This is a genomic window from Planktothrix tepida PCC 9214 (assembly GCF_900009145.1).
Lineage (GTDB): Bacteria > Cyanobacteriota > Cyanobacteriia > Cyanobacteriales > Microcoleaceae > Planktothrix > Planktothrix tepida.
The window spans coordinates 154298-174629 of sequence record NZ_LN889813.1 but is presented as its reverse complement, the minus strand read 5'-3'; the positions used below and the strand labels follow the sequence as shown (position 1 = coordinate 174629).

The 20332-nt window shown below is 39.0% G+C and carries 19 protein-coding genes; 9 read left to right on the top strand and 10 right to left on the bottom strand.

The genetic code is table 11. The features are described 5' to 3' along the window. Window positions 1-411: 411 nt before the first annotated feature. Window positions 412-1704 carry a formylglycine-generating enzyme family protein gene (locus tag PL9214_RS23480; RefSeq protein WP_437126750.1) on the bottom strand — a complete coding sequence of 431 codons (1293 nt, stop codon included), beginning with the start codon at window positions 1702-1704 and terminating at the stop codon, window positions 412-414. Window positions 1705-1753: 49 nt separating this feature from the next. Continuing rightward, window positions 1754-2152, bottom strand: coding sequence for an IS200/IS605 family transposase (gene tnpA, locus PL9214_RS23475; protein ID WP_072717176.1), 399 nt, complete (start codon window positions 2150-2152; stop codon window positions 1754-1756). Between the two features lie 35 nt (window positions 2153-2187). Here tnpA and PL9214_RS23470 point away from each other — a divergent pair, with 35 nt between their 5' ends. After that, on the top strand, window positions 2188-3414 hold the full coding sequence (locus PL9214_RS23470) for an RNA-guided endonuclease InsQ/TnpB family protein (RefSeq protein WP_222425192.1): 1227 nt from the start codon (window positions 2188-2190) through the stop codon (window positions 3412-3414). Here the strand turns inward: PL9214_RS23470 and PL9214_RS31555 are convergent. The 4 genes from PL9214_RS31555 to PL9214_RS23450 form a co-directional block, all read right to left on the bottom strand. Further along, window positions 3406-3669 (bottom strand): hypothetical protein, encoded by a 264-nt coding sequence (locus tag PL9214_RS31555; RefSeq protein WP_072721451.1) that lies wholly within the window; start codon window positions 3667-3669, stop codon window positions 3406-3408. The two genes, PL9214_RS23470 and PL9214_RS31555, sit on opposite strands and share 9 nt — an antisense overlap. 132 nt (window positions 3670-3801) lie before the next feature. Next, on the bottom strand, window positions 3802-4881 hold the full coding sequence (locus tag PL9214_RS23460; RefSeq protein WP_072721449.1) for a hypothetical protein: 1080 nt from the start codon (window positions 4879-4881) through the stop codon (window positions 3802-3804). Continuing rightward, on the bottom strand, window positions 4874-5872 hold the full coding sequence (locus PL9214_RS23455) for an AAA family ATPase (protein ID WP_072721447.1): 999 nt from the start codon (window positions 5870-5872) through the stop codon (window positions 4874-4876). The genes PL9214_RS23460 and PL9214_RS23455 overlap by 8 nt, the downstream gene beginning before the upstream one ends. Continuing rightward, a complete protein-coding gene (locus tag PL9214_RS23450; protein WP_139295142.1) occupies window positions 5869-6897 on the bottom strand; it encodes a hypothetical protein in 1029 nt (342 codons plus the stop codon). Before PL9214_RS23450 ends, PL9214_RS23455 begins: the two co-directional genes overlap by 4 nt. A 407-nt stretch (window positions 6898-7304) precedes the next feature. Between PL9214_RS23450 and PL9214_RS23445 the strand changes: the two genes are divergently transcribed. The 4 genes from PL9214_RS23445 (at window position 7305) to PL9214_RS23430 (ending at window position 9919) form a co-directional block, all read left to right on the top strand. After that, a complete protein-coding gene (locus PL9214_RS23445; protein WP_083580158.1) occupies window positions 7305-7814 on the top strand; it encodes a cysteine dioxygenase in 510 nt (169 codons plus the stop codon). Window positions 7815-7896: 82 nt separating this feature from the next. Further along, window positions 7897-8655 (top strand): hypothetical protein, encoded by a 759-nt coding sequence (locus PL9214_RS23440; protein WP_072721443.1) that lies wholly within the window; start codon window positions 7897-7899, stop codon window positions 8653-8655. Window positions 8656-8659: 4 nt separating this feature from the next. Continuing rightward, the gene (locus PL9214_RS23435) at window positions 8660-8854 is read left to right on the top strand and encodes a hypothetical protein (RefSeq protein ID WP_072721441.1); all 195 of its coding nucleotides are present in this window, start codon (window positions 8660-8662) and stop codon (window positions 8852-8854) included. A 72-nt stretch (window positions 8855-8926) separates the two neighbouring features. Next, on the top strand, window positions 8927-9919 hold the full coding sequence (locus PL9214_RS23430) for a hypothetical protein (RefSeq protein ID WP_072721439.1): 993 nt from the start codon (window positions 8927-8929) through the stop codon (window positions 9917-9919). 24 nt (window positions 9920-9943) lie between these two features. Here the strand turns inward: PL9214_RS23430 and miaA are convergent, their stop codons facing one another. Continuing rightward, the gene (gene miaA, locus PL9214_RS23425; protein ID WP_245824345.1) at window positions 9944-10867 is read right to left on the bottom strand and encodes a tRNA (adenosine(37)-N6)-dimethylallyltransferase MiaA; all 924 of its coding nucleotides are present in this window, start codon (window positions 10865-10867) and stop codon (window positions 9944-9946) included. A 189-nt stretch (window positions 10868-11056) separates the two neighbouring features. Here miaA and gyrB point away from each other — a divergent pair, with 189 nt between their 5' ends. Both gyrB and PL9214_RS23415 read left to right on the top strand, forming a co-directional pair. Further along, window positions 11057-13747: a DNA topoisomerase (ATP-hydrolyzing) subunit B gene (gene gyrB / locus PL9214_RS23420; protein WP_072721437.1), complete on the top strand. Its 2691-nt coding sequence runs from the start codon at window positions 11057-11059 to the stop codon at window positions 13745-13747. 127 nt (window positions 13748-13874) lie between these two features. Further along, a complete protein-coding gene (locus PL9214_RS23415; RefSeq protein ID WP_072721434.1) occupies window positions 13875-14258 on the top strand; it encodes a hypothetical protein in 384 nt (127 codons plus the stop codon). A 124-nt stretch (window positions 14259-14382) separates the two neighbouring features. Here the strand turns inward: PL9214_RS23415 and PL9214_RS23410 are convergent, their stop codons facing one another. Together PL9214_RS23410 and PL9214_RS23405 are read right to left on the bottom strand one after the other, a co-directional pair. After that, the gene (locus PL9214_RS23410) at window positions 14383-15795 is read right to left on the bottom strand and encodes a M16 family metallopeptidase (protein ID WP_083580201.1); all 1413 of its coding nucleotides are present in this window, start codon (window positions 15793-15795) and stop codon (window positions 14383-14385) included. Between the two features lie 128 nt (window positions 15796-15923). Beyond that, window positions 15924-17504, bottom strand: coding sequence for a M16 family metallopeptidase (locus PL9214_RS23405; RefSeq protein WP_072721430.1), 1581 nt, complete (start codon window positions 17502-17504; stop codon window positions 15924-15926). 185 nt (window positions 17505-17689) lie between these two features. On the opposite strand from PL9214_RS23405, the gene PL9214_RS23400 reads away from it, so the two are divergent. Then, entirely contained in the window at window positions 17690-18298 is a 609-nt protein-coding gene (locus PL9214_RS23400) for a TetR/AcrR family transcriptional regulator (protein WP_072721428.1), read from the top strand. Window positions 18299-18304: 6 nt separating this feature from the next. Here PL9214_RS23400 and PL9214_RS23395 read toward each other — a convergent pair whose 3' ends face one another. Next, window positions 18305-18739, bottom strand: a complete 435-nt coding sequence (locus PL9214_RS23395; protein ID WP_072721426.1) for a DUF4332 domain-containing protein — start codon at window positions 18737-18739, stop codon at window positions 18305-18307. Between the two features lie 191 nt (window positions 18740-18930). On the opposite strand from PL9214_RS23395, the gene PL9214_RS23390 reads away from it, so the two are divergent. Then, window positions 18931-20310: an aminopeptidase P family protein gene (locus tag PL9214_RS23390; RefSeq protein WP_072721423.1), complete on the top strand. Its 1380-nt coding sequence runs from the start codon at window positions 18931-18933 to the stop codon at window positions 20308-20310. The last annotated feature ends 22 nt before the right edge of the window (window positions 20311-20332 follow it).

Here is a 20332-nt window from a genome sequence, read left to right as displayed (position 1 = left end):
ACCTCTACTTACTAATTTTTATTTTTATCTCTGGTATTATAAATCTTTCCTGACTCAATCGCTAAACTGGGTTTCTCAATGTTAACTGCGGAGTTGAGAAACCGAGTTTTTATCCAAATTTTGATGATTAATATTAAGTTAACTCAAAAACCCGATTTCTGAAAGTTAACTGCGGGGTCAAAAAACCGGGTTTTTAACAAAGATTATAACTCCTAGTTCCCTGGTTCTACCAGGGAATCTCTAGGGGAGGCTCTGCCTCTGATTCTAGCAGGCGGAGCCTGCAATGGAGTATTGCTAGGTAGAACCTAGCAACAAGACATATCGTTTTTGAAAAAAAAATTTTAAAGCTCGCTTCGCTCGCTAAGGGTAAAAAAAAGAGGGTAAAGGGCAAAAGAGCTAAAGAGCAAAGGGCTAAAGAGTCCACGCAGGCGGGAGGGAAACAATACGAAATCCGAAGTACCTGAGCCGACTGACCGGCTCGACCCAGTTACGATAGGCACCGCGGCAATACCCGGGAACGTAGTACCACGAACCTCCGCGTAACACCCGGATATCATTCCTGTTTAATAAGTTGACTAAATTTTCAAGATCATAGATTTGATAAAGATTATCATTATCATTTTTTTCACCCCAAACTTCTCCTCCTGTTGGAGCTTTTTTATAGTTTTCATGCCAAGGATCGGCGCACCATTCCCAGACATTACCATGTAGATCATACAATCCAAAGGCATTAGGAGGAAATTCACCGACGGGGGTAGTTTCTTCTCTATATTTCCCTTTCGGTTCATCTGCATAGGTTGTTCTTGCATCATAATTGGCTAAATCACTGGTTATCGTTTCCCCAAAGTAAAAGGGGGTTTGAGTACCAGCGCGACACGCATATTCCCATTGGGCTTCTGAGGGTAAACAATAGTTCCGTCCGGTGCGTTGTAGCAGTCTGGCACAAAATTCGACTGCATCGTACCATTGAACGTTTTCTACAGGTCGGTTATCCCCTTTGAAGTCCGAAGGGTCAGGGTTGAGATCCCGTTGAATTTTAGGCCAGTTCGCAACGGCTTTCCATTGGGCTTGGGTAATGGGATATTTTGCCATAAAGAACGGGGGAATAGTGACTTGATGTTGAGGACGTTCACTCTCGTAGCTGTCTTTTTCCATTTCCAGTGAACCCATGAGGAATGTCCCCCCAGGAATATAAACCATCTCTAACGTCACACCATCCCCCAAGTCTTCGGTGAAGTACCGCGCTTGTTTGGTTTCCCGTTTGATAATTTTCCCTCGGTTGTTAACAGTAACGGTTTCAAAGGAAAACACCGATAGGGGCAGTTCTTCAGAGGGTTCTGCTTCTAACTGTTGTGCTAGGGTGAGGATAGGGGCAAATCCGGCTTCTTGGAGTAAATCGCCATAACTTTCAACTAAAGACGCTAAACGCACCCGTTCTTGAGCATCCGCTTGTTTTAAAGCTTGTTCTATCGCTGTTCTAATTTGTTCCAGGGCTTCCCCTGGTCGAGTATAAGCTAGGGCTGTCCAGTGGGGTTCGGGGCCTAATTGCCAAGCAATGCGACTATTATGGGGGAGGGAAATTTGTTGTTGGATGTAACCTGTCATATAGTCCGCCAAACGGTTAAGGCGACGTTCTCCAAAGTTGGCTTTGAGGCGACGGAGTAACAAGTCTCGAACTTTACAATAACCGTATTCAAAGCCCACGTCTTTCAAGCGTGGGATGTAGAATACCCGCCTTTAGGCGGAGTGAAGGCTAGTGAGAGTTTTGGTTAGCAATATACTTTTTGATAGTTTCACTAGAAACAGAACCAGCCGTCCCACAATAATAGCTTCGACTCCACAAAGAAGGTAGTTTAAGTAAATGAGGAAATTCTTTTCTTAATATTCTTGATGATGCCCCTTTGATTCTGAACATAATTTGATGTGGAGCAATCAAAGGGTGACAACTAATAAATAAATGCACATGATCAGGCATTATCTCCAGAGCTAGGACATCACATTCTAGCTCTTTTGCTTTTTGGTAGATAATTTCCTCTAATCTTCTGCTCACTCCGTTAACCAACACCCTTTTCCTCCTTTTTGGGCAAAAGACAAAATGATAGTTGATCAGACTAACTGATGTGTTTTTTCTTCTATATTGATTTTCTGTCATTGTCGATACACACGATTCATCAACCTTATGTTATCATGGATGACATGACAAAAATAACTCGGACGATTAAATTGAAATTCGTGGATCTCAACCGTTGTAAAGCTCAGGTGTTTGAGCAAATGACGGCAGAAAACACACGGGTTGCCAACAAGCTGTTGTCATTGCCGATTAAAGAACGGCGTAAAATGACAACAGCTAAAATTATGTCCGAGTTAAAATCTGCCCTTGTTAACCAAGTAATCCGACATACCACATCACCCACAGGTCGTAAAACCAAACAATATAAAGTTCTTCCTGTGGAAGTTAACAACCAAAACTGGAAGTTAACCCTAAAAGGGAATACTTATTCAATTAGTTTTCCAACCCTTAAAGGTGAAAAAAGAATTCCCATTGAAGTTGCATCTCCCCATTGGCAACCTGTTTTAGACGGATTGTTAGAGGGAACAATTCAAGGGGGTTCTTTTAAATTAATTAAACATCGAAATAAGTGGTATGCCTATCTGTCAATTACTGAGGATGTTCCAGAAGTTAAGACGGAGAAAAGATTAGGATGTGACCGAGGACAGAATAATTTAGCGGTAGTTGCACCTAAACAGGGTTTTGGTAAGTTCTTTAATGGTCAAAGCGTTAAGCATCGGAGACGTTATTTTCAACAACGAAGAAAACAACTTCAAGAAGCTAAAAAGTTTCGAGCATTAAAGAAATGGGACAAAAAAGAACGACGATGGATGGATGCAATCAATCATACAATCAGCCGTCGAATTGTTCGTTTTGCCGAATACCATAATGCTGATGTTGTTATTGAGGATTTAGAAGGATGTCGAAGCACAATGAAACAGAGCCAAAAATCTCGTTCTGATTCCGGTGAATCTCGACATAATTGGTCTTATTATTCTTTGGAACAGAAACTTAATTATAAGTTGGCTCTTAAAGGATTGAAATTAATTAAAAGACCTGCGCCATACACTTCCAAATCCTGTTCAACCTGTGGTTTTATTGGTAAAAGAAATCGACATGATTTCAATTGCCCTAATGGTCACTACCATAACTCTGATTTGAATGCTGCGAAAAACCTAGCTCAATGGGACGGTTTTTCTTGTCAGTTAGACCTACAGAGAGATGCTTCTGTAATGGATTCATCCGGTTTAACTGATGGGGTGCTTGGCACACCCCTGAACTCGGTGAATACAGTCAAACAAGAGTATATTCAACTGTCTCTGCTTGACTGGACTAGATACGAGAATCCCACCCCTTTAGCGTAGCGCAGGGGTGGGAGTGTCAACATCTATAGCATAGAGTTCCCGTCCGACTGAAACACAGAGGGAAGACAACAAGATATCCGCAACAGCAATAAAATCACAGTCAGGAACGAAATTTTCCCGCAAACAATATAACAAATGGGGCGTGAGGGCGAGGGGAAAAGCCGCATGACATAATAAGTCCATCGTCTTAGGAAAGCGTTCTGCAAAGGCTTCCAACCGATGGTCAGCGAGTTGTTGTCGGATGTCATGAACCATTAGAAACCGAGTTTTTATAGGGATTTTAACCTGTCATCCTTGTTCCCTGGTTCTACCAGGGAATATTAACGGGGAGCTCTGCCTCCAAATCATAGCAGGCGGAGCCTGAAATTAGGCATTGCTAGGTAGAACCTAGCAACGAGAAATCACACGAACCATTGCATTGAGTCCAGAACAGTTAAACTCAAACATAGGAAGATTGAGAGTTTCTATTATTCCTGCTGTGGTTGTATTTTGCCAACGATCTTCGGGTAAAGGATTAAGCCAAATTAAAGATCGTACTAAGGGTTCTATTTTATCAAAAAAGACTTGAGTTAATTCAATTCGTTCTGGATTATAATTTCCCCGTCCTGCACCTCCATCACTAAAAATTACCACAATAGTCCGATTTTTATGTAGGGTTGGGAGGATTTCATTGATGGGTTTCGCTTCGGGTTGGTTGGGAAATAAATAAAGATAATGATGGGGACAATTTCTAAAGTAATAAATTTGGGTTTTACCAAAGGTGTGTTTTTTTAGACTGGTGATCAATTGTTGGGCTAGAATATGAAACGGAATCATGGAACCATCCCAGTCTATTAATAGTAACAATTCCAATCTATTAACCCGGCGAGGACGTAAAACGGGTTCAAAGATTTGACCTTGACGGTAAATTTGAGCTAAGGTTGCGGGGATATCGAGTTCAGTTGCTTGACCTTCTGTAATGGGATAGCGTAAAAAACGCCAAGTTTGCAGAATTTGACGTTCTGTAACGGGTAAATTTTGAACGTTAAAACTAAAGTCTTTGGAGGTTTTTTTTGAGGTTTGGGGTTGAAACCCTTCGCGGCGTACAGCAATGGGAATTTGCACAGAACTCGATGGTTTTGGGGTAGGTATTTTGTCAGGAGTTGAGGAGGTTTGATTGGGGGTGATTTCGAGAGTAGGGGGAGTTGGAATTGTCTCAGGTTTTAATAAGGTTTCTGGTAATTTTTGCGACTGAAAACGGGCAAAATAACGATCAAATTCTGTATCAAAAATATCAGAGTTAAAAGATGCTTTGGGTTTAAACCACAGCAAACGACAGAGTTGTTTCAGGTCTGCTAAATTGCTTTGACCAAACCCTAAAGTTAATGCTTTTTGAAATAACAGATATTGTTCAACGGTTAGCGACATTCCCGCATCTCGTAGGTGTAGAAATAAACCTAAATAATTAGGGTGATTTGGGTTATTCATCGTGTTTCCGTTGATAGGAGTCCTGACTTTCTTTTGTTTTTAGTAAAGTTCCCAATAAAGGAAGATTACCCGCTAAATCTTTAATATCTTCAAATGCTTCAGATACAGGTTTATTGAGTAGAATTTTCATCAAGTCCAACAGTTCACTTGTTCCAGCTTTTTTAGTGTTTGGGCGGTTACTTCCCATGTCTCGTATATTTAAAAACTGATCAACGGCTTCATCAACTAATTCCCGTTGTTCCAAGTTGAGCTTAGGAAAATGCAGTTTAACAATTTCAATTAATTCTTCTTCATCGGGAAAATTCAAGTAATAATATAAACACCGACGGAGAAACGCATCAGGAAGTTCTCTTTCTCGGTTACTGGTAATAATTACAATAGGAGATTGTTCAGCTTTGATAGCATTATCTCCAGTGGCTCCAATTTCGGGTATTTCAAAACATAATTTATCTAATTCTAACAATAAATCATTGGGAAAGTCAATATCTGCTTTATCAATTTCATCAATTAATACAATGGGTCGATTTTCTTCGACTACAAAAGATTTCCCTAATTCTCCTAGTGTCAAGTAGGCACTTTGATTTTGCAATCGTTTAATCACTTCATCAATTTGATCTCGATCTAAATAAGTTTCTAAGTTATTCATCCCTAAAAATTGAGCATCTCTTAACCGTGCGATCGCATCATAGGTGTATAATCCATCTTGGGCGCGAGTAGTAGATTTAATATTCCAAGAAAAATAAGGCCATTCTTTAGTTCCTTGGAGATAACGTTGACCAAATTCATACGCAATAGCAGGTGCGAGTTGTGTTTTACCACAACCGGGTTCCCCTTCTAAAAGTAAGGGACGTTCTAAAGCGATCGCTAAATTAACCGCTTTAACTAACCCCGGTTCAGGACGATAGGGATACTGTTTCTTTCCCCGTTGATTCGGTTGCGGTTGCGGTTGATATTGTTCGCCTGTGTATTCTAATTCTAAAGGTTCATTCATAGGGTAAAACTCCGTTCTATATCTGAATAATAGTTTATACTGCAAGACTTACAAATTCGCTCTAAAGTAGAAATTGGCACAATATTTCGTTGTATAATATCTTTAATAGAATCTTGGCTCTGTTCTCTGGTGTATTTTTTTAAATCTGATAATAAATCAGAGAGTTTAGCACCTCCCCAACGCCTAAGTTCCTCAGCTTCAAAACCCTGTATAGGAGTTAAGTCAATGAGTAAGTTAGAAGGTGAGTTAAAAGTTTTATTCCCAACAACAAATAAGATCATTTTAAAGGAGTCTTCAGAATAATTATGGCTATTAGTTTTATCAATAACTTTTAACCAGACTTGTTCTAAAAATGACTCTAAACCTTGATCAACCTTATGAATATCTGTAATAGATAGAATGACAGTTTGAGTCGTCCAATGTTGATAAAGTTTTTCAGCGATCGCTTCAGGATTAGGTTTACATTTGATTGATTCTCCTATATCTTCCCAAAAATCTAGGAGAGGTTTTTTATGAAGAATATTAAAAGGTTTTTGGTAAGCGGTGGAATTATAAGGAATTAAACCTGCTAAACGGTTTACTAACCATCGTTGTCCATAGCCTTCTTCTCCATGTATTAAAAAGGCTCCAACAGAACCCATTTGTCCCAAGGATCTGCGAAAATGATATTCTTGATCAATATAATTCAGATCAAATAACGCTTTTTTGAATTGTTCTATAGCAGAGGTTTGTACTATGTTTTGAATGGTTTGCTGTTGGGGTGAAACACAAGTTAGAATTTGCCTGTAATCATTTTGTGTTAATTGCAAGCCTACACATAAAAATAGTTTATCAAGGGTACTTTCATCGACTCCGTTTTCTCTATCGAGAACTTTAGACACCGTATTACGGCTTAAACCTGCTTCTTGTGCTAATTGAGATTTGAAACGCGATGTTCCATACTGCTTTGATATAGCCGTTGTTAGCTTATCGAGTCCTTTCTCTGTTAGAATATATCCTGGTTTGCTTACTTTGTTGGTAGTCACAGAGTTACTATCGCGCTAGGTGTAACAAAACTGGTCTTGAGTAGCCACCGTTAACAACCTAGACTCAGTGTTACTCGGTGAAGCTCCCCAAAATAGAGATTTTAGAGGATTTTTCGGACTTTATCAAAAAAAGTTTTGCTAATAATTAGCAAATTTTCAACCTTAAATCGCTACAACCCTTGTCAAATCTAGGATAAAAAAATTTTTAGATGGGGATGCTAATTATTAGCAACTCCCTTTTGTGCTTGGTTTATTCTAGTTGGTATCGAAGGAAAAGCCCCAAAGCATCACGCTTTTGAGTTTCTTTGATATGAACCTTGACAATTGCATAGCAACCTTGGGTTGAGGCGATAAAAAGCCATTGATTCAGTTGCAAACACACAACCTTACCAAAGGCTTAAAAATTAATGATCACTCAAATTGTATCTCAGAACAAAGCTGTTCCGTCATCGGACAGGGATATTCATCCGTTAATCCTTGAGAAGTTCTTGATTGAAATCAAGACGATCCCGTCTCACCTGTTAACTCTGGATAAGCTGAAAGACCTGGTGACTCGCTTAGATTTACCAAAGGAATGCTGGGAAGCGTTTATGCTGTTTCTTCCTGACCGCTATGGGTGGCAAACTTTGGTTCGTAATGACGATTTTGAAATTGTGGTGATTTGTTGGGCTCCGGGTCAAACGTCCGGTGTTCATCCTCATCGAAATGCGGCTTTAAATGTTACGAAAGTGCTCCAAGGATCGATTACCCAGCAACGTTATATTCCTGATGAACAACGCCAATTAATTTTGTGGAAAGAAGAAACTGTAAACGCCGGAGATGTTACTTGGACAGAACGCTATGAGTTTCATCAACTGGTTAATCAAAGTTCTGAAAATTGCGTAACTTTGCACGTTTATTCTCCCGTTCGAGGTTAGCAATTAAACCCCAAGGAAAAGGTCAAGTTTAGCCTTTTCCTTTCTTCAGAATTGTCATTAAAAGAAAAGGAGGTTTTATTTTATGGATTGTCCAAGAGATCATAAACAGGGACGTAGAATGTGTGACTTAGTACAACTCCCAAATCATCAAGAATGGCTGTGCACTGAATGTAAGTCTGAATTTATTAAAAAAGGAGAAGGAGGTGATATTGATTGGGGCTGGTTACTGATTTGTATTTTAGGCTTTCTCTTCTTAGTATTAGTGCTGAGTGGGTGCGAGAAACCAGCCAATTTATTGTTAATCAGAATAACAGATATTAGTGCTTCAGCCTTAAATGATCCTGAGCAACTCAAAATTTCTAAAGATGCTTGTTTTGGGGTGGCTGATGTTGCTAAATCTGGGGATAAAGCCGCTTTAATTCAAGTCAGTCAAGATCTGATTGCATCTGATCCAACTGTGATCAAAGACCAGAGTGCTCTGTATTCTCTGTGTCATAAAAAAACTGAACCCACCAAAGGACAGGGAACCTATATTTGTGGTGCTTTAGAATTAGCTGGAGAAATGAGCGATCGCCATTCTGAAACTCTGATGGTTATTCTACAAGTTCAAGCCAACGAACAGGAAGAATTTTGTCCCAAAACCTTAACGAATTTAGGTGATAAAGTTGCTTCCCGAAACGGGATGTTATTAGTGGTTGGGAGTACCAATGATGGCAATACAGGCTTTAATTCACAACTTTGGGATAGTCTAAAAGACTTACATAATACCCACTTTTGTAATCAGAATATCCGCAACTGCGTTAAAGATTCAATTCAAAAAATTCGTTCTCATCAGGAGTAACATTATGATTTCTAAATGGGATGAAGACGTGATTTTACAGGAGTTAATGGCTGAGAAGTTGTTACCTGATCAACTCTCAACAATTTATACCCTTTACTCTCCATTATCTCAAAACATCAGCATTCTTGCCCCTTTAAAGTATGCGCTAGAAATGAAACGAAAATATCAAGATAATTCCCCTTCATCTTTTAAACCGTAAACCAGCATGGGAAATTGTTTTTAAACACACTTTCCCTACCCTTCAAGTTCTAGTAGTTTGAGGAATGAAACCATGAATTGGCATAAATTTTTTGTACTTTTTGCTGTGACTTTGGCTGCTTTAATGAATAGCCGTGCCCCCTATGCAGCCTTAGCAGGCTTTCCTGGGGAATGGCGATTAGTTTCTGCTCTATTAATCAGTTTTCCCTTAGTTTATTTCACTGAATGGGCGATTAGTTATTGGGTGGCTATTTCTAGCATCCAACGAGACATCCAGAATGATCAAACACAAATTAATCTCAAACACAAAAAGGCACAAATTACTGGAAATCAACTGATTGCCATTCGGGCTGAAGCAGAACAAGAGGTATTTAATGCGGTATTAAAAGACTATCTTCATCAAACAACAAAGTTGTTTGTGGCGTTAGCTCTCACTCTTTTAATAATTGAATACGCAGCAACTCTTTTCTATGTGAGATTTCAAGGGGAAGATGGAGATTGGATTACCTACGTTGTGCCGTTATTGGGTATTGCGTTAACAATTATTACAGCCTTTTATAAAGGTAAAATCGTTGATTATCCTCAATGTAAACGCCAAATTGCTCAAAAGTTTGACCTCTATTTTCAACACCGTAAAAGTGAAAACCTTAATACTATTAAAGACGCAAGCCGAAAATTTTGGGTACTGGATGGATTAACCCGATATTTGTTAAACTATCCCCAAGCAACGCCAGAGCAAAAAGACAAAAAGGAAAATCAACTTTGGATTGAACAACTGAAGCATGAATATCATAAAGTCTTAAAAGAATGGCAACAAACGATTCATGAAAAGGAACGGGAGTTAAGTCAACCTGCTATGGGTTTAATCAATCGAGAAGCTTGGGAAAATGCCATTAAACAGCAGATAAAAGCCATTAATGAAAAATTCAAATTAGAACTCCTTCAAATTCAAGATGAATTACAACAACGGGGCTATTCTATTGAATCCAATCATGGGTTATCGAATGGGAATGTTAATCAGGGTTTAAATCCTCAGTTCCAACTTAAATCTAATCCCCATTCTTAATGATTGAATGAAGTCTCACTAATGCTAGTGGGACTTTCTTGAATTTATAAAGTAGAAAACCTCATCTAATAGGTTAGGACTCTCTGCATCAAACCATTGAATTTCAGAAATTGCTCGAAACCAAGTTCTTTGTCGTTTGGCAAATTGTCGCGTATGCAATACCGTTAATTCCTTGGCGGTTTCTAAAGAAATATCACCCGCTAAATATTGTTTAATTTCCTGATATCCCAAAGTTTCTAACAAAGATAACTCACTCCCATATTTCTGACATAACTGTTCAACTTCTTGCACAAATCCTTTTTCAATCATCTCTTCCGTTCGCCTTTGAATTCGAGAATTTAATGCGTCCGATTCACATTGTAAACCTATTTGAAAAATCGGATAATCGGGGGGATTTTCCCCTTTTTGTTCAGAAATGGGGCGACCTGTAATATAATAAACCTCTAAAGCTCGTAAAGTTCTAACTTGATCATTAGCGTGAATTTTTTGCGCTGCCATCGGATCAATTTGCTGTAAGATTTGATAACATTGAAATTGACCTAATGCTTCAAGTTGCGATCGCAATTCAAGCTGAGGTGCAACCCTCGGAATTTTCATTCCCCGCACAATAGATTTAAGATATAATCCTGTACCTCCAACTAACAATAAAGGTGGAGATTCAGGAGCCTTTGCAATCAAATGTTGAGCTTGATCTTGATAATCTGCTACAGTTAAAGTCTCCGTCGGTTCACAAATATCAATCAAATAATGGGGAACACGCTGACGTTCTTCCCGCGTCGGTTTAGCCGTACCAATATCAAACTCTCGATACACCAACCGAGAATCCGCGCTCAAAATCACAGACCCCAAGCGTTCCGCCAACTGAATTGCTAATCCTGATTTCCCCGTCGCCGTCGCACCGCAGATTACAATTAACCGGGGTGGCTGTGATATTGTAGAAATAGTCAACTCTCCTCCTATTCAACGCCTCACTCCGAACTGAGTCTATTGGGTACATACCCTGTCCAAATTTCTTTTGAGAATGCTCTACAATCCTCTCCAACCTATTTGTGCTACAATTTTTGAAAGTTTTGTCATTTTACTGTAAGAACGCCATAAGAGACGTTTTTACTTTATCAATACTGGAGTCGTGATCAAATGACCAGCAATTACAGCGCCGACCAAATTCAAGTTCTTGAAGGTTTGGAAGCCGTTCGCAAACGCCCTGGAATGTACATTGGTTCCACCGGGCCGCGAGGACTCCACCATTTAGTATACGAGGTTGTAGACAACGCGATCGATGAAGCGCTGGCTGGCTATTGCACCCACATCGAAATTGATTTCAACGCCGATGGTTCTGTCACCGTCACCGATGATGGTCGAGGTATCCCCGTTGATACCCATTCTAAAACCGGAAAGTCTGCTTTAGAAACCGTGTTAACCGTTCTGCACGCTGGAGGAAAATTTGGCGGTGGTGGCTATAAAGTTTCTGGGGGTTTGCATGGTGTGGGGGTTTCTGTAGTTAACGCCTTATCGGAATGGGTAGAAGTTACGGTTTTTCGGGATAAAAAAGAATATCGCCAACGCTTTGAACGGGGAACTCCGGTGACGGAACTCACCTCAAAACCCATCAAAGAAAACAGAACGGGAACCTCTTTGCGCTTTTTCCCCGATTCCTTAATTTTTACGACTGGAATTGAGTTTGATTGTGATACAATTGCTTCGCGTTTACGAGAACTTGCCTACTTAAACGCGGGAGTTAAAGTCACTCTCAGCGATCATCGTTTAGAACTGTTAAAACGGGAAACTCCTCGGATAGAAACCTACTGTTATGAAGGCGGGATTAGGGAGTATATCGCCTACATGAACAACGATAAACAACCCCTCCATGAAGATATTATTTATATTTCTGGAGAACGGAATAATGTTCAAATTGAAGTCGCTTTGCAGTGGTGTACCGATGCCTATAGTGATACAATTTTAGGCTTTGCTAATAATATTAGAACCATTGATGGAGGCACCCATTTAGAAGGGTTAAAAACTGTTCTAACTCGAACTTTAAATACAATCGCTCGTAAACGGAATAAACTCAAAGAAGGAGAAGCTAATTTAGGCGGGGAAAATATTAGAGAAGGGTTAACGGCCGTCATTTCCGCGAAAGTTCCCGATCCTGAATTTGAAGGACAAACTAAAACCCGATTAGGAAATCCAGAAGTTCGGGGAATTGTTGACTCCTTGGTCGGGGAAGCGTTAACCGAGTATTTGGAATTTAATCCAGGAATTGCCGATGCGGTGATTGAAAAAGCCATCCAAGCGTTTAAAGCCGCAGAAGCCGCTCGACGAGCACGGGATTTAGTGCGTCGAAAATCGGTCTTAGAATCTTCTCCTTTACCTGGTAAATTAGCCGATTGCAGCACCCGTGATCCCCAAGAATCCGAGATTTTCTTAGTTGAAGGCGATAGTGCGGGCGGTTGTTTTTTGGATTGTACTTATATATCGCTGGCTGATGGTTCTAAAAAGACAATTAAAGAAATTGTTGATGAACAAGCTGAGGGGAAAGAGCATTTTTGCTACACCATTAATCAAAGTGGCAATATTGCCATTGAACGCATTATTAATGCACGACTGACCAAAAAAGATGCCCAAGTCGTGAAATTAACTTTAGATAATGGAGAAACCCTGATTTGTACTCCTGATCACCCCTTTATGTTAAGGGATGGTAGTTATAAAGCCGCAGCAGAATTAACCCCTGATGATTCCTTGATGCCATTTCATCGAAAAATTTCTCAGAAAGAAATAGAGGGGGAATTCAAGGATGAGGAACTGGTATGGAATCCAGGTTCTGATCAATGGATTGATACTCATTTATTAACAGAGGCTTATCAATTAAAACAACAGGCAGATCAAGAGCGTTTAGAATGGCAATGGAAACAAACGAATGAAAGCGATTATACTCAAACCATTGCGACTCTATACAAACTTTATTCTGATCTTGAAGACAGTAAAAGTGAGCAAGAACAGCAAACGGATAACAGTATATTGACCTTTAAAACGTTTTGCGATCGCTATTTTGATGGAAATGAAGTTGCAACTCGCATGGCAATTCGGAACTATAACCATCGGGTTGTTTCCATTGAATGGCTAGAAGAACGGCATGATGTTTATGATATCGAAGTTCCCCATAGCCATAACTTTGCGTTATCGGCGGGTATCTTTGTACATAATAGTGCCAAACAAGGACGCGATCGCCGTACTCAAGCCATTCTTCCTTTACGCGGAAAAATCCTCAATATTGAGAAAACCGATGATGCCAAAATCTACAAAAACAATGAAATTCAATCTTTAATTACTGCCTTGGGATTAGGCATTAAAGGAGAAGAATTTGATTCCTCTCAATTGCGGTATCATAAAGTCATCATTATGACTGACGCGGACGTTGATGGAGCCCATATCCGTACTTTATTGCTCACCTTTTTCTATCGTTATCAACGGGAATTAGTCGATCAAGGCTATATTTATATTGCCTGTCCTCCGTTGTATAAAGTGGAACGGGGACGCAACCATCAATACTGCTACAATGAGCGAGAATTGCAGGAGTATTTGGGAAGTTTACCCGCCAATGCGAACTACAATATTCAACGGTTTAAAGGGTTAGGAGAAATGATGCCAGAACAACTTTGGACAACCACCATGAACCCCGATACTCGCATGATTAAACAAGTTGAAATTGAAGATGCGGCGGAAGCAGATCGGATTTTTACCGTGTTAATGGGCGATCGCGTTGCTCCTCGTCGGGAGTTTATTGAAACCCATGCTCCCCGCTTGAATTTGACGGATTTAGACATCTAAAAAACAGGATTATTAGAGGGGATGGAATTAGGAAAACCCTGAGTTTCATTCCCTCTAATAATTTTAAGTTCGTTAAAAAGGCAAAAAAATGCTATGATTCAATTAAAAAATCATCACTAGCAATGCCATGACTCTTAATCTTCCGTCTCTAAAATTATCTCAGTCGCTTCCTGTAAAATTTAATATTTTGCTTGATCGTTCAAATGCAACGCAAATACGTGCATCTTTTATAGAACTTCCTAACTTGCAGGTTGAAACTTCAACGCAGGAAGAAGCCCTAGAAAATTTAAAAACCTTGTTGTATACTTATTATGATAAGCTAGAAATTATTCCTTTTGAAATAGAAGAAGTATCTACTCAACAATCGGAAAACCCTTGGTTGAAATTTGCGGGTGTTTTTCAGGATGATTGTGACTTTGCTGAAATTGCTAAAAGTCTTATAATTGAACGATGTGATGATGATAGCGATAATTATGATCCTGATAATTATGATGAAAAGATTTTTCCTTAATTTCTGGTTTAGTTATTGAAGATTGGACAGATCCCTTCCTTCTATTAAGAAAAGGAATTTTAGATGAAAGAAAGTTCGGGTTTTAACCTATAGGAGAATAAGGTGGGTAAAACCCACCCTGATATTAACTCCCAGGAATTGTCACATCAATAGTCGTAACCTTTGATTTTTGATCTAAACTGCTTAAGGGTGGATTAATCATCTTTTCATTTCCTACAATTAAAATCACTAAATTTTCGGGTTTGAGATATTGTTGAGCAACTCGTTGAACATCTTCAATCGTTGTTGCTTCCACTTGACGTTGATAATCAAAGATAAAATCCTTGGGATAGCCATAATATTCATATTGCATTAAACGCGACAAGGTTTGACCGGGATCTTCAAAATTGAAAATAAAAGAATTCAATGTTGATTCTTTCGCAAACGTTAATTCTTCCGGCTTAATGGGTTCTTTTTGTAAGCGTTCCAGTTCAGCTTTTACTCCTTGAATAAAAGGAACTGTTGTTTCTGAACGAGTTTGTCCACCTGCGTTAAAAATCCCTGGATAATCATAACTTACACCCCAAGATCCATAAACAGAATAAGCTAATCCTTGGCGCGAGCGCACATTATTAAATAAACGTCCACCAAACCCATCAATTACATTATTCATAACGCTTAATTCGGGATAATTCGGATCATTTAATAACCCCCCTAAATGCCCCATTTCCACATAACTTTGAGTCAGTTGAGGTTGATCAACAAAGAAAACTCCCCCCGTATTAACTTGAGAAACAGAAGGAAGGGGAGGAATCACAGCTTTTTGAGACGGTTTCCAATCTCCTAATTTTTCAGCAATTAATGCTTTCATTTTTTGCCGATCAAAATCCCCAACAACTCCCAAAATCATCGTTTCAGGATGAAAATATTGTTGATAAAAATTAACTAAATCCTCACGGTTGATTTTGTTTAATGTGGAATATTCTGTAGTTCTTGCATAGGGACTATCTGCACCATAAATGAGTTTAACTAACTCTCTGCCCGCAATTTCTTCAGGTTCATCATTCCGACGAGCAATCCCACCTTTTGCTTGAGTTTTTGCTAACTCTAATTTATCTTGGGGAAAGGTAGGATTGCGAATTAAATCCGCCAATAATCCAAACACAGTTGGTAAATCTTCGCTCAATCCTCCAAAGCTAATGCGACCGGATGTTGTATGAATTCCAGCTTCGATATAAGCGGCTTTGTCTTCTAAGATTTGATTGAATTGATCGCCGGGATGTTGAGAGGTTCCACCATTTCGCATCACCTCTGCGGTTATACTGGCTAAACCCACTTTATCCGCCGGCTCAAATCGATCTCCAGTCCGAAATAAAGCGGTTCCTCCGACTAAAGGAAGTTCATGATCTTCGATTAAATAAACCGTAATTCCATTATCTAATTGATAGCGCTCATAGTCGGGAAGTTGAAGTTCAGGTAAGGGGGGAAACGTTAAATCGGTGTAATGTTTGGGTGTGGCTGCAATGGCAGGAATATGCCAAAAAATAGTAACAACCATTGTGAGCAATAGTAATCCTGCCCACAATAATTTAGATTTTTTCGTGCTGAAAATATTGAAAGTCAACATAGTTAATCAAAAGTTGAATGAGACTGAAAAAAAACCAATAAAACTCTGAATTTTACCTCTTATTCGTCCGATAATAACCGTCCAATGGTACGATTTTCAGGACGAAACATAGTTTGGGCTACTCGCTGAATATCCTGGGCAGTAATGGCATCAATTTTTTCTAACTCTTCAAATAAATTGACCCAAGATCCTGTTTTAACCTCATACTCAGCTAAGGCAAATGCCATACCCATATTAGAATCTAAGGATCTCAATAAACCCGCTTTAGCTTGAGTTTTAACCCGTTCTAATTCAGTTTCAGATACTAATTCGGTTTTGAAACGTTCAATTTCTTGACGTAATGCTGTCGCCACTTCATCAACGGTATGACCCGGTGCTGGCATCGCGTAAAAGAACATTAAATTAGGATATTTATTCCCCGGATATCCATTTGATCCCTGGGCAGCTAAGGCAATTTTTTGTTCTTCCACTAAGGATTTATACAAACGAGAAGTTCGACCATCACTGAGGAGACTAGAAATTAGATCATAAATCACAGAATCAGGATGATTTAAGGCTGGAATTGGGTATCCTTCAAAATACCAAGGTTGAGTTTTTAATTTTAACGTAATTTCACGCGCTTCCGTTTGAGGCGGTTCGACAATATTCAATTGAGGAGGTTTGGGTTTGGCACTGTAACGACCAAAATAAATTTCAGCGAAATTTTTGACATCATCAGGATTAACATCTCCTACAATAACGGCTGTTAAATTATTGGGAACATAGTGGGTTTCAAAGAAATCTTTAACATTTTCACGGGTTAAATTTTCTAAGTCTTCCACATATCCAATAACAGGGCGACGGTAGGGATGAACTTTAAAAGCGGTAGCTGAAAATTCTTCAATCATTTGACCGACCGGAGAATTTTCGGTTCGCAAACGACGTTCTTCTAAAATCACTTGTTTTTCTTTATAAAATTCTCTGAAAACAGGTTCTAAAAATCGTTCTGATTCTAAAGACATCCACAGTTCTAACTTGTTAGCAGGAAGGCTATAAAAATAAAACGTTGCATCGGCGGAAGTTGCTGCATTCATGCCTACTCCCCCCGCTTGTTCTACAATTCTGCCAAACTCATTTTGTTTTACATATTGATCTGCTTCTGCACTTAATGTTTCTAACTCATCCATTAATTGCTTAAGTTTTGCAGTGTTTCCTTCTGCCTTGGCTTGTTTAATTTGTTCAAAAATTTGATCCTGCTTTTCAAATAGCGGTTTTTCCGCCTCATAGTTAGTTGTACCAATTTTTTGAGTCCCTTTAAATGCTAAATGCTCTAAATAATGGGCGACTCCTGTTTGTCCATCAGGTTCATTAACGCCGCCAACATCAGCATAAATTAAAAAAGAAACCACAGGTGCACGATGACGTTCTAAAACGATAAATCTCATGCCATTATCGAGAGTAAATTCAGTAATTTCTCGGGCAACTCGTTTTAAATAAGGTTGAATGGAATGGGTTGAGGGTGAAATTTCATCAGCCCAAACCGTTTGAAATCCCATCACCCAAAATAAACAAATGCTTAAAACCAGAGAAAACAAACGTTGTCCTAGAAAGGAGCATTTCTTTGTTCTTGGTTTCCCGGTGAAAAAATAACCCAAAGACATAGATTTTTATCGATGTAATTTGACAAGAAGGGCAGAAGCAATGATTGCCGAATCTATCTTAAAGCCTGATCATATCGGATTATAACCTGAGTATGAAGTCAAACTATGAAGAGTTATATCGTTCAAGGTCGGTCTTTGCAAACGGATGATAGGCTAAGACTACAGCCGCGTATGATCAGAAGGTTATGCCACATCTAAATCATTCCATATCATCGCCATTAGAAACGCAGATTTTACAGGCTGCACGACGGCTATTTGCCCATCAGGGGTATGATAGTACCACGACTCGTGATTTAGCCATCGCCGCAGGGGTTGCCGAAGGGACATTATTTCGACATTTTGCCAATAAAAAAGCTATTTTAATCGCCATTGTTACCGAAGGATGGGTCGAAATTTTAACCGATTTGTTAACAGAATTAAGTGCAATGGGAAACTATAAAGCCATAGCACAACTGTTGCATCGACGAATCATAAACCTACATGAAAATGCTGATATGATGCGAATTTGCTTTTTAGAAGCTCAATTTCATCCCGAATTACGCGATCGCATTCAATCAGAAATTATTGCTAAAATGACTACTGTAACTGAAGCGTTTTTTGAAACAGCAATGCAAAAAGGGGTTTATCGACCCATGAATCCTAGAATAGTAGCTCAAGTTTTTTTAGGAATGTTTGCTGTTGCTGGGTTTAGTTATAGTACCTTCCTAGAACCTAATGCCTCTCCCCAAGCGATGAAAGAAATGGCAGAAGGATTAGCCGATATTTTTCTGAATGGAGTATTAGCAAAAGACTGAAAAACGCTATAAAAATTTGGCTTGTTGCACCCATTGTTGAATTTGATCAACAGACGGACATAAATCTCTTCGCTGTAAATTAGCGACATAAAAACGTAAGATTTGTTGATGTAAACGGTGAACGGGTAACTTGGCTAAATGGCTAACTGAACTGACACCAGAATGAAGCAATAGTCCACAATATTGACACCCAACACTCGGAATTCTAGCTAAGTCCGCCATTGCAATCCACTTGTTTACATCTCTAATATTAATCTGAAGAAAATTCGCCAAAAGCATTTTATCTGCTGGGGTTTTGCCTTTTTTTAACAGTTGACAGGTGGTTTTAATGCCATAATTGTTTAATCGGGTTTGATTATCCGAATTCAAGCCCGGAAGTTGAGAAATCGGCCAATCAACAGCTTGAATGAGGTTATGGGCGTTTGGTTTAAAAGATGTCATAGTTTGAATTCTGCTAGTTTCAAGTTTAGGGTAGAGAGAAAGACCAATTTTATTTTAAACTGATTTCATCTGAAAATGGAGCACAGGGTTTTACCATCTCACTGAATCAATTTTTTCCTTGAGATTAATTTCACACTTCTCTAGAATTTTAGATTAAAATAAACTCAAATGATTTTGATCTTAATTTAATTATGTTATTCACTCCTTCACCATTACTGATTGATACCCTCCGTCAACGGCGCAAAAAACTCAGTTATTTAATAGATTTTCCAGCACTTTTGTGGTCAGGTTGTGCAGTTTCTCGAAATTTTCCCGCTAATATTTATTCGTTTCGTGCGAGTAGTCATTTTTTATATTTTGCGGGATTTCCCTTAGAAAATGCAGCTATTCGTTTAGATCAAGGTCGCTTAGAATTATTTATGGATGATCCTCCAGAAGGTAGTACCCTTTGGCATGGAGAAATGCCTCAACGGAATCAAATTGCAGAATTCATCGGTGCGGATGCTCATTATTCCTTAAAAGAGTTATCCAATTATCTTCAAGATGCTGCTACAATTGTGGTGCAAGATCCCATTACTGCCTCAGAACAACGTCAACTTTTAAACTGTCCTCTTGTATCCGCAAGTGAACCAAAAGGAATAGATTTAGAATTAACAAACGCGATTATTACGTTACGTTTAATCCATGATGAAGTCGCATTAAACGAATTACGCCAAGCCGCAGAAGTCAGTGTAGAAGCCCATAAAGCAGGAATTAAAGCAACAAAAACTGCTCAATTAGAAGCACAAATTCGGGCAGCAATGGAAGGAGTAATTATCAGTCATAATATGACCTGTTCTTATAATAGTATTGTGACGGTACAGGGAGAAGTTTTACACAATAATCACTATCATCATCCTCTCAAAACTGGAGATTTATTATTAGCTGATGTGGGAGCAGAAACCGAGATGGGATGGGCTGCTGATATTACCAGAACTTGGCCTGTTTCTGGAACCTTTTCTTCAACTCAACGAGATATTTATCAAGTAGTTTTAAAGGCTCATGATATTTGTATTGATTCTATTAGACCGGGGATAGAATATGAAGATATTCATCGCATGGCAGCAACGGTTATCGCCGAAGGATTAGTAGAATTAGGAATATTAAATGGAAGTCCAGAAGACTTAGTAGAACAGGATGCTCACGCCTTATTTTTTCCCCATGGAATTGGGCATTTACTAGGGTTAGATGTTCATGACATGGAAGATTTAGGAGATTTAGCCGGATATGAACCCGGACGGGTCAGAAGTCAACGGTTTGGCTGGTGCTTTTTGCGGTTAAATCGACCCTTACAACCCGGAATGTTAGTTACCATAGAACCCGGATTTTATCAAGTTCCAGCTATTTTAAATAACTCTGAAAATCGGGAAAAATATCAAAAACAAGTGAATTGGGAACGGTTAGAACAATTTGCCGATGTCCGAGGAATTAGAATCGAAGATGATATATTAGTAACGGAAAAAGGAACAGAAATTTTAACGAAAAATTTGCCAACCTCTATTGAAGAGATAGAAGCATTAATTCAACAGTAATCTTATTGTCTTCTTCAGTCAA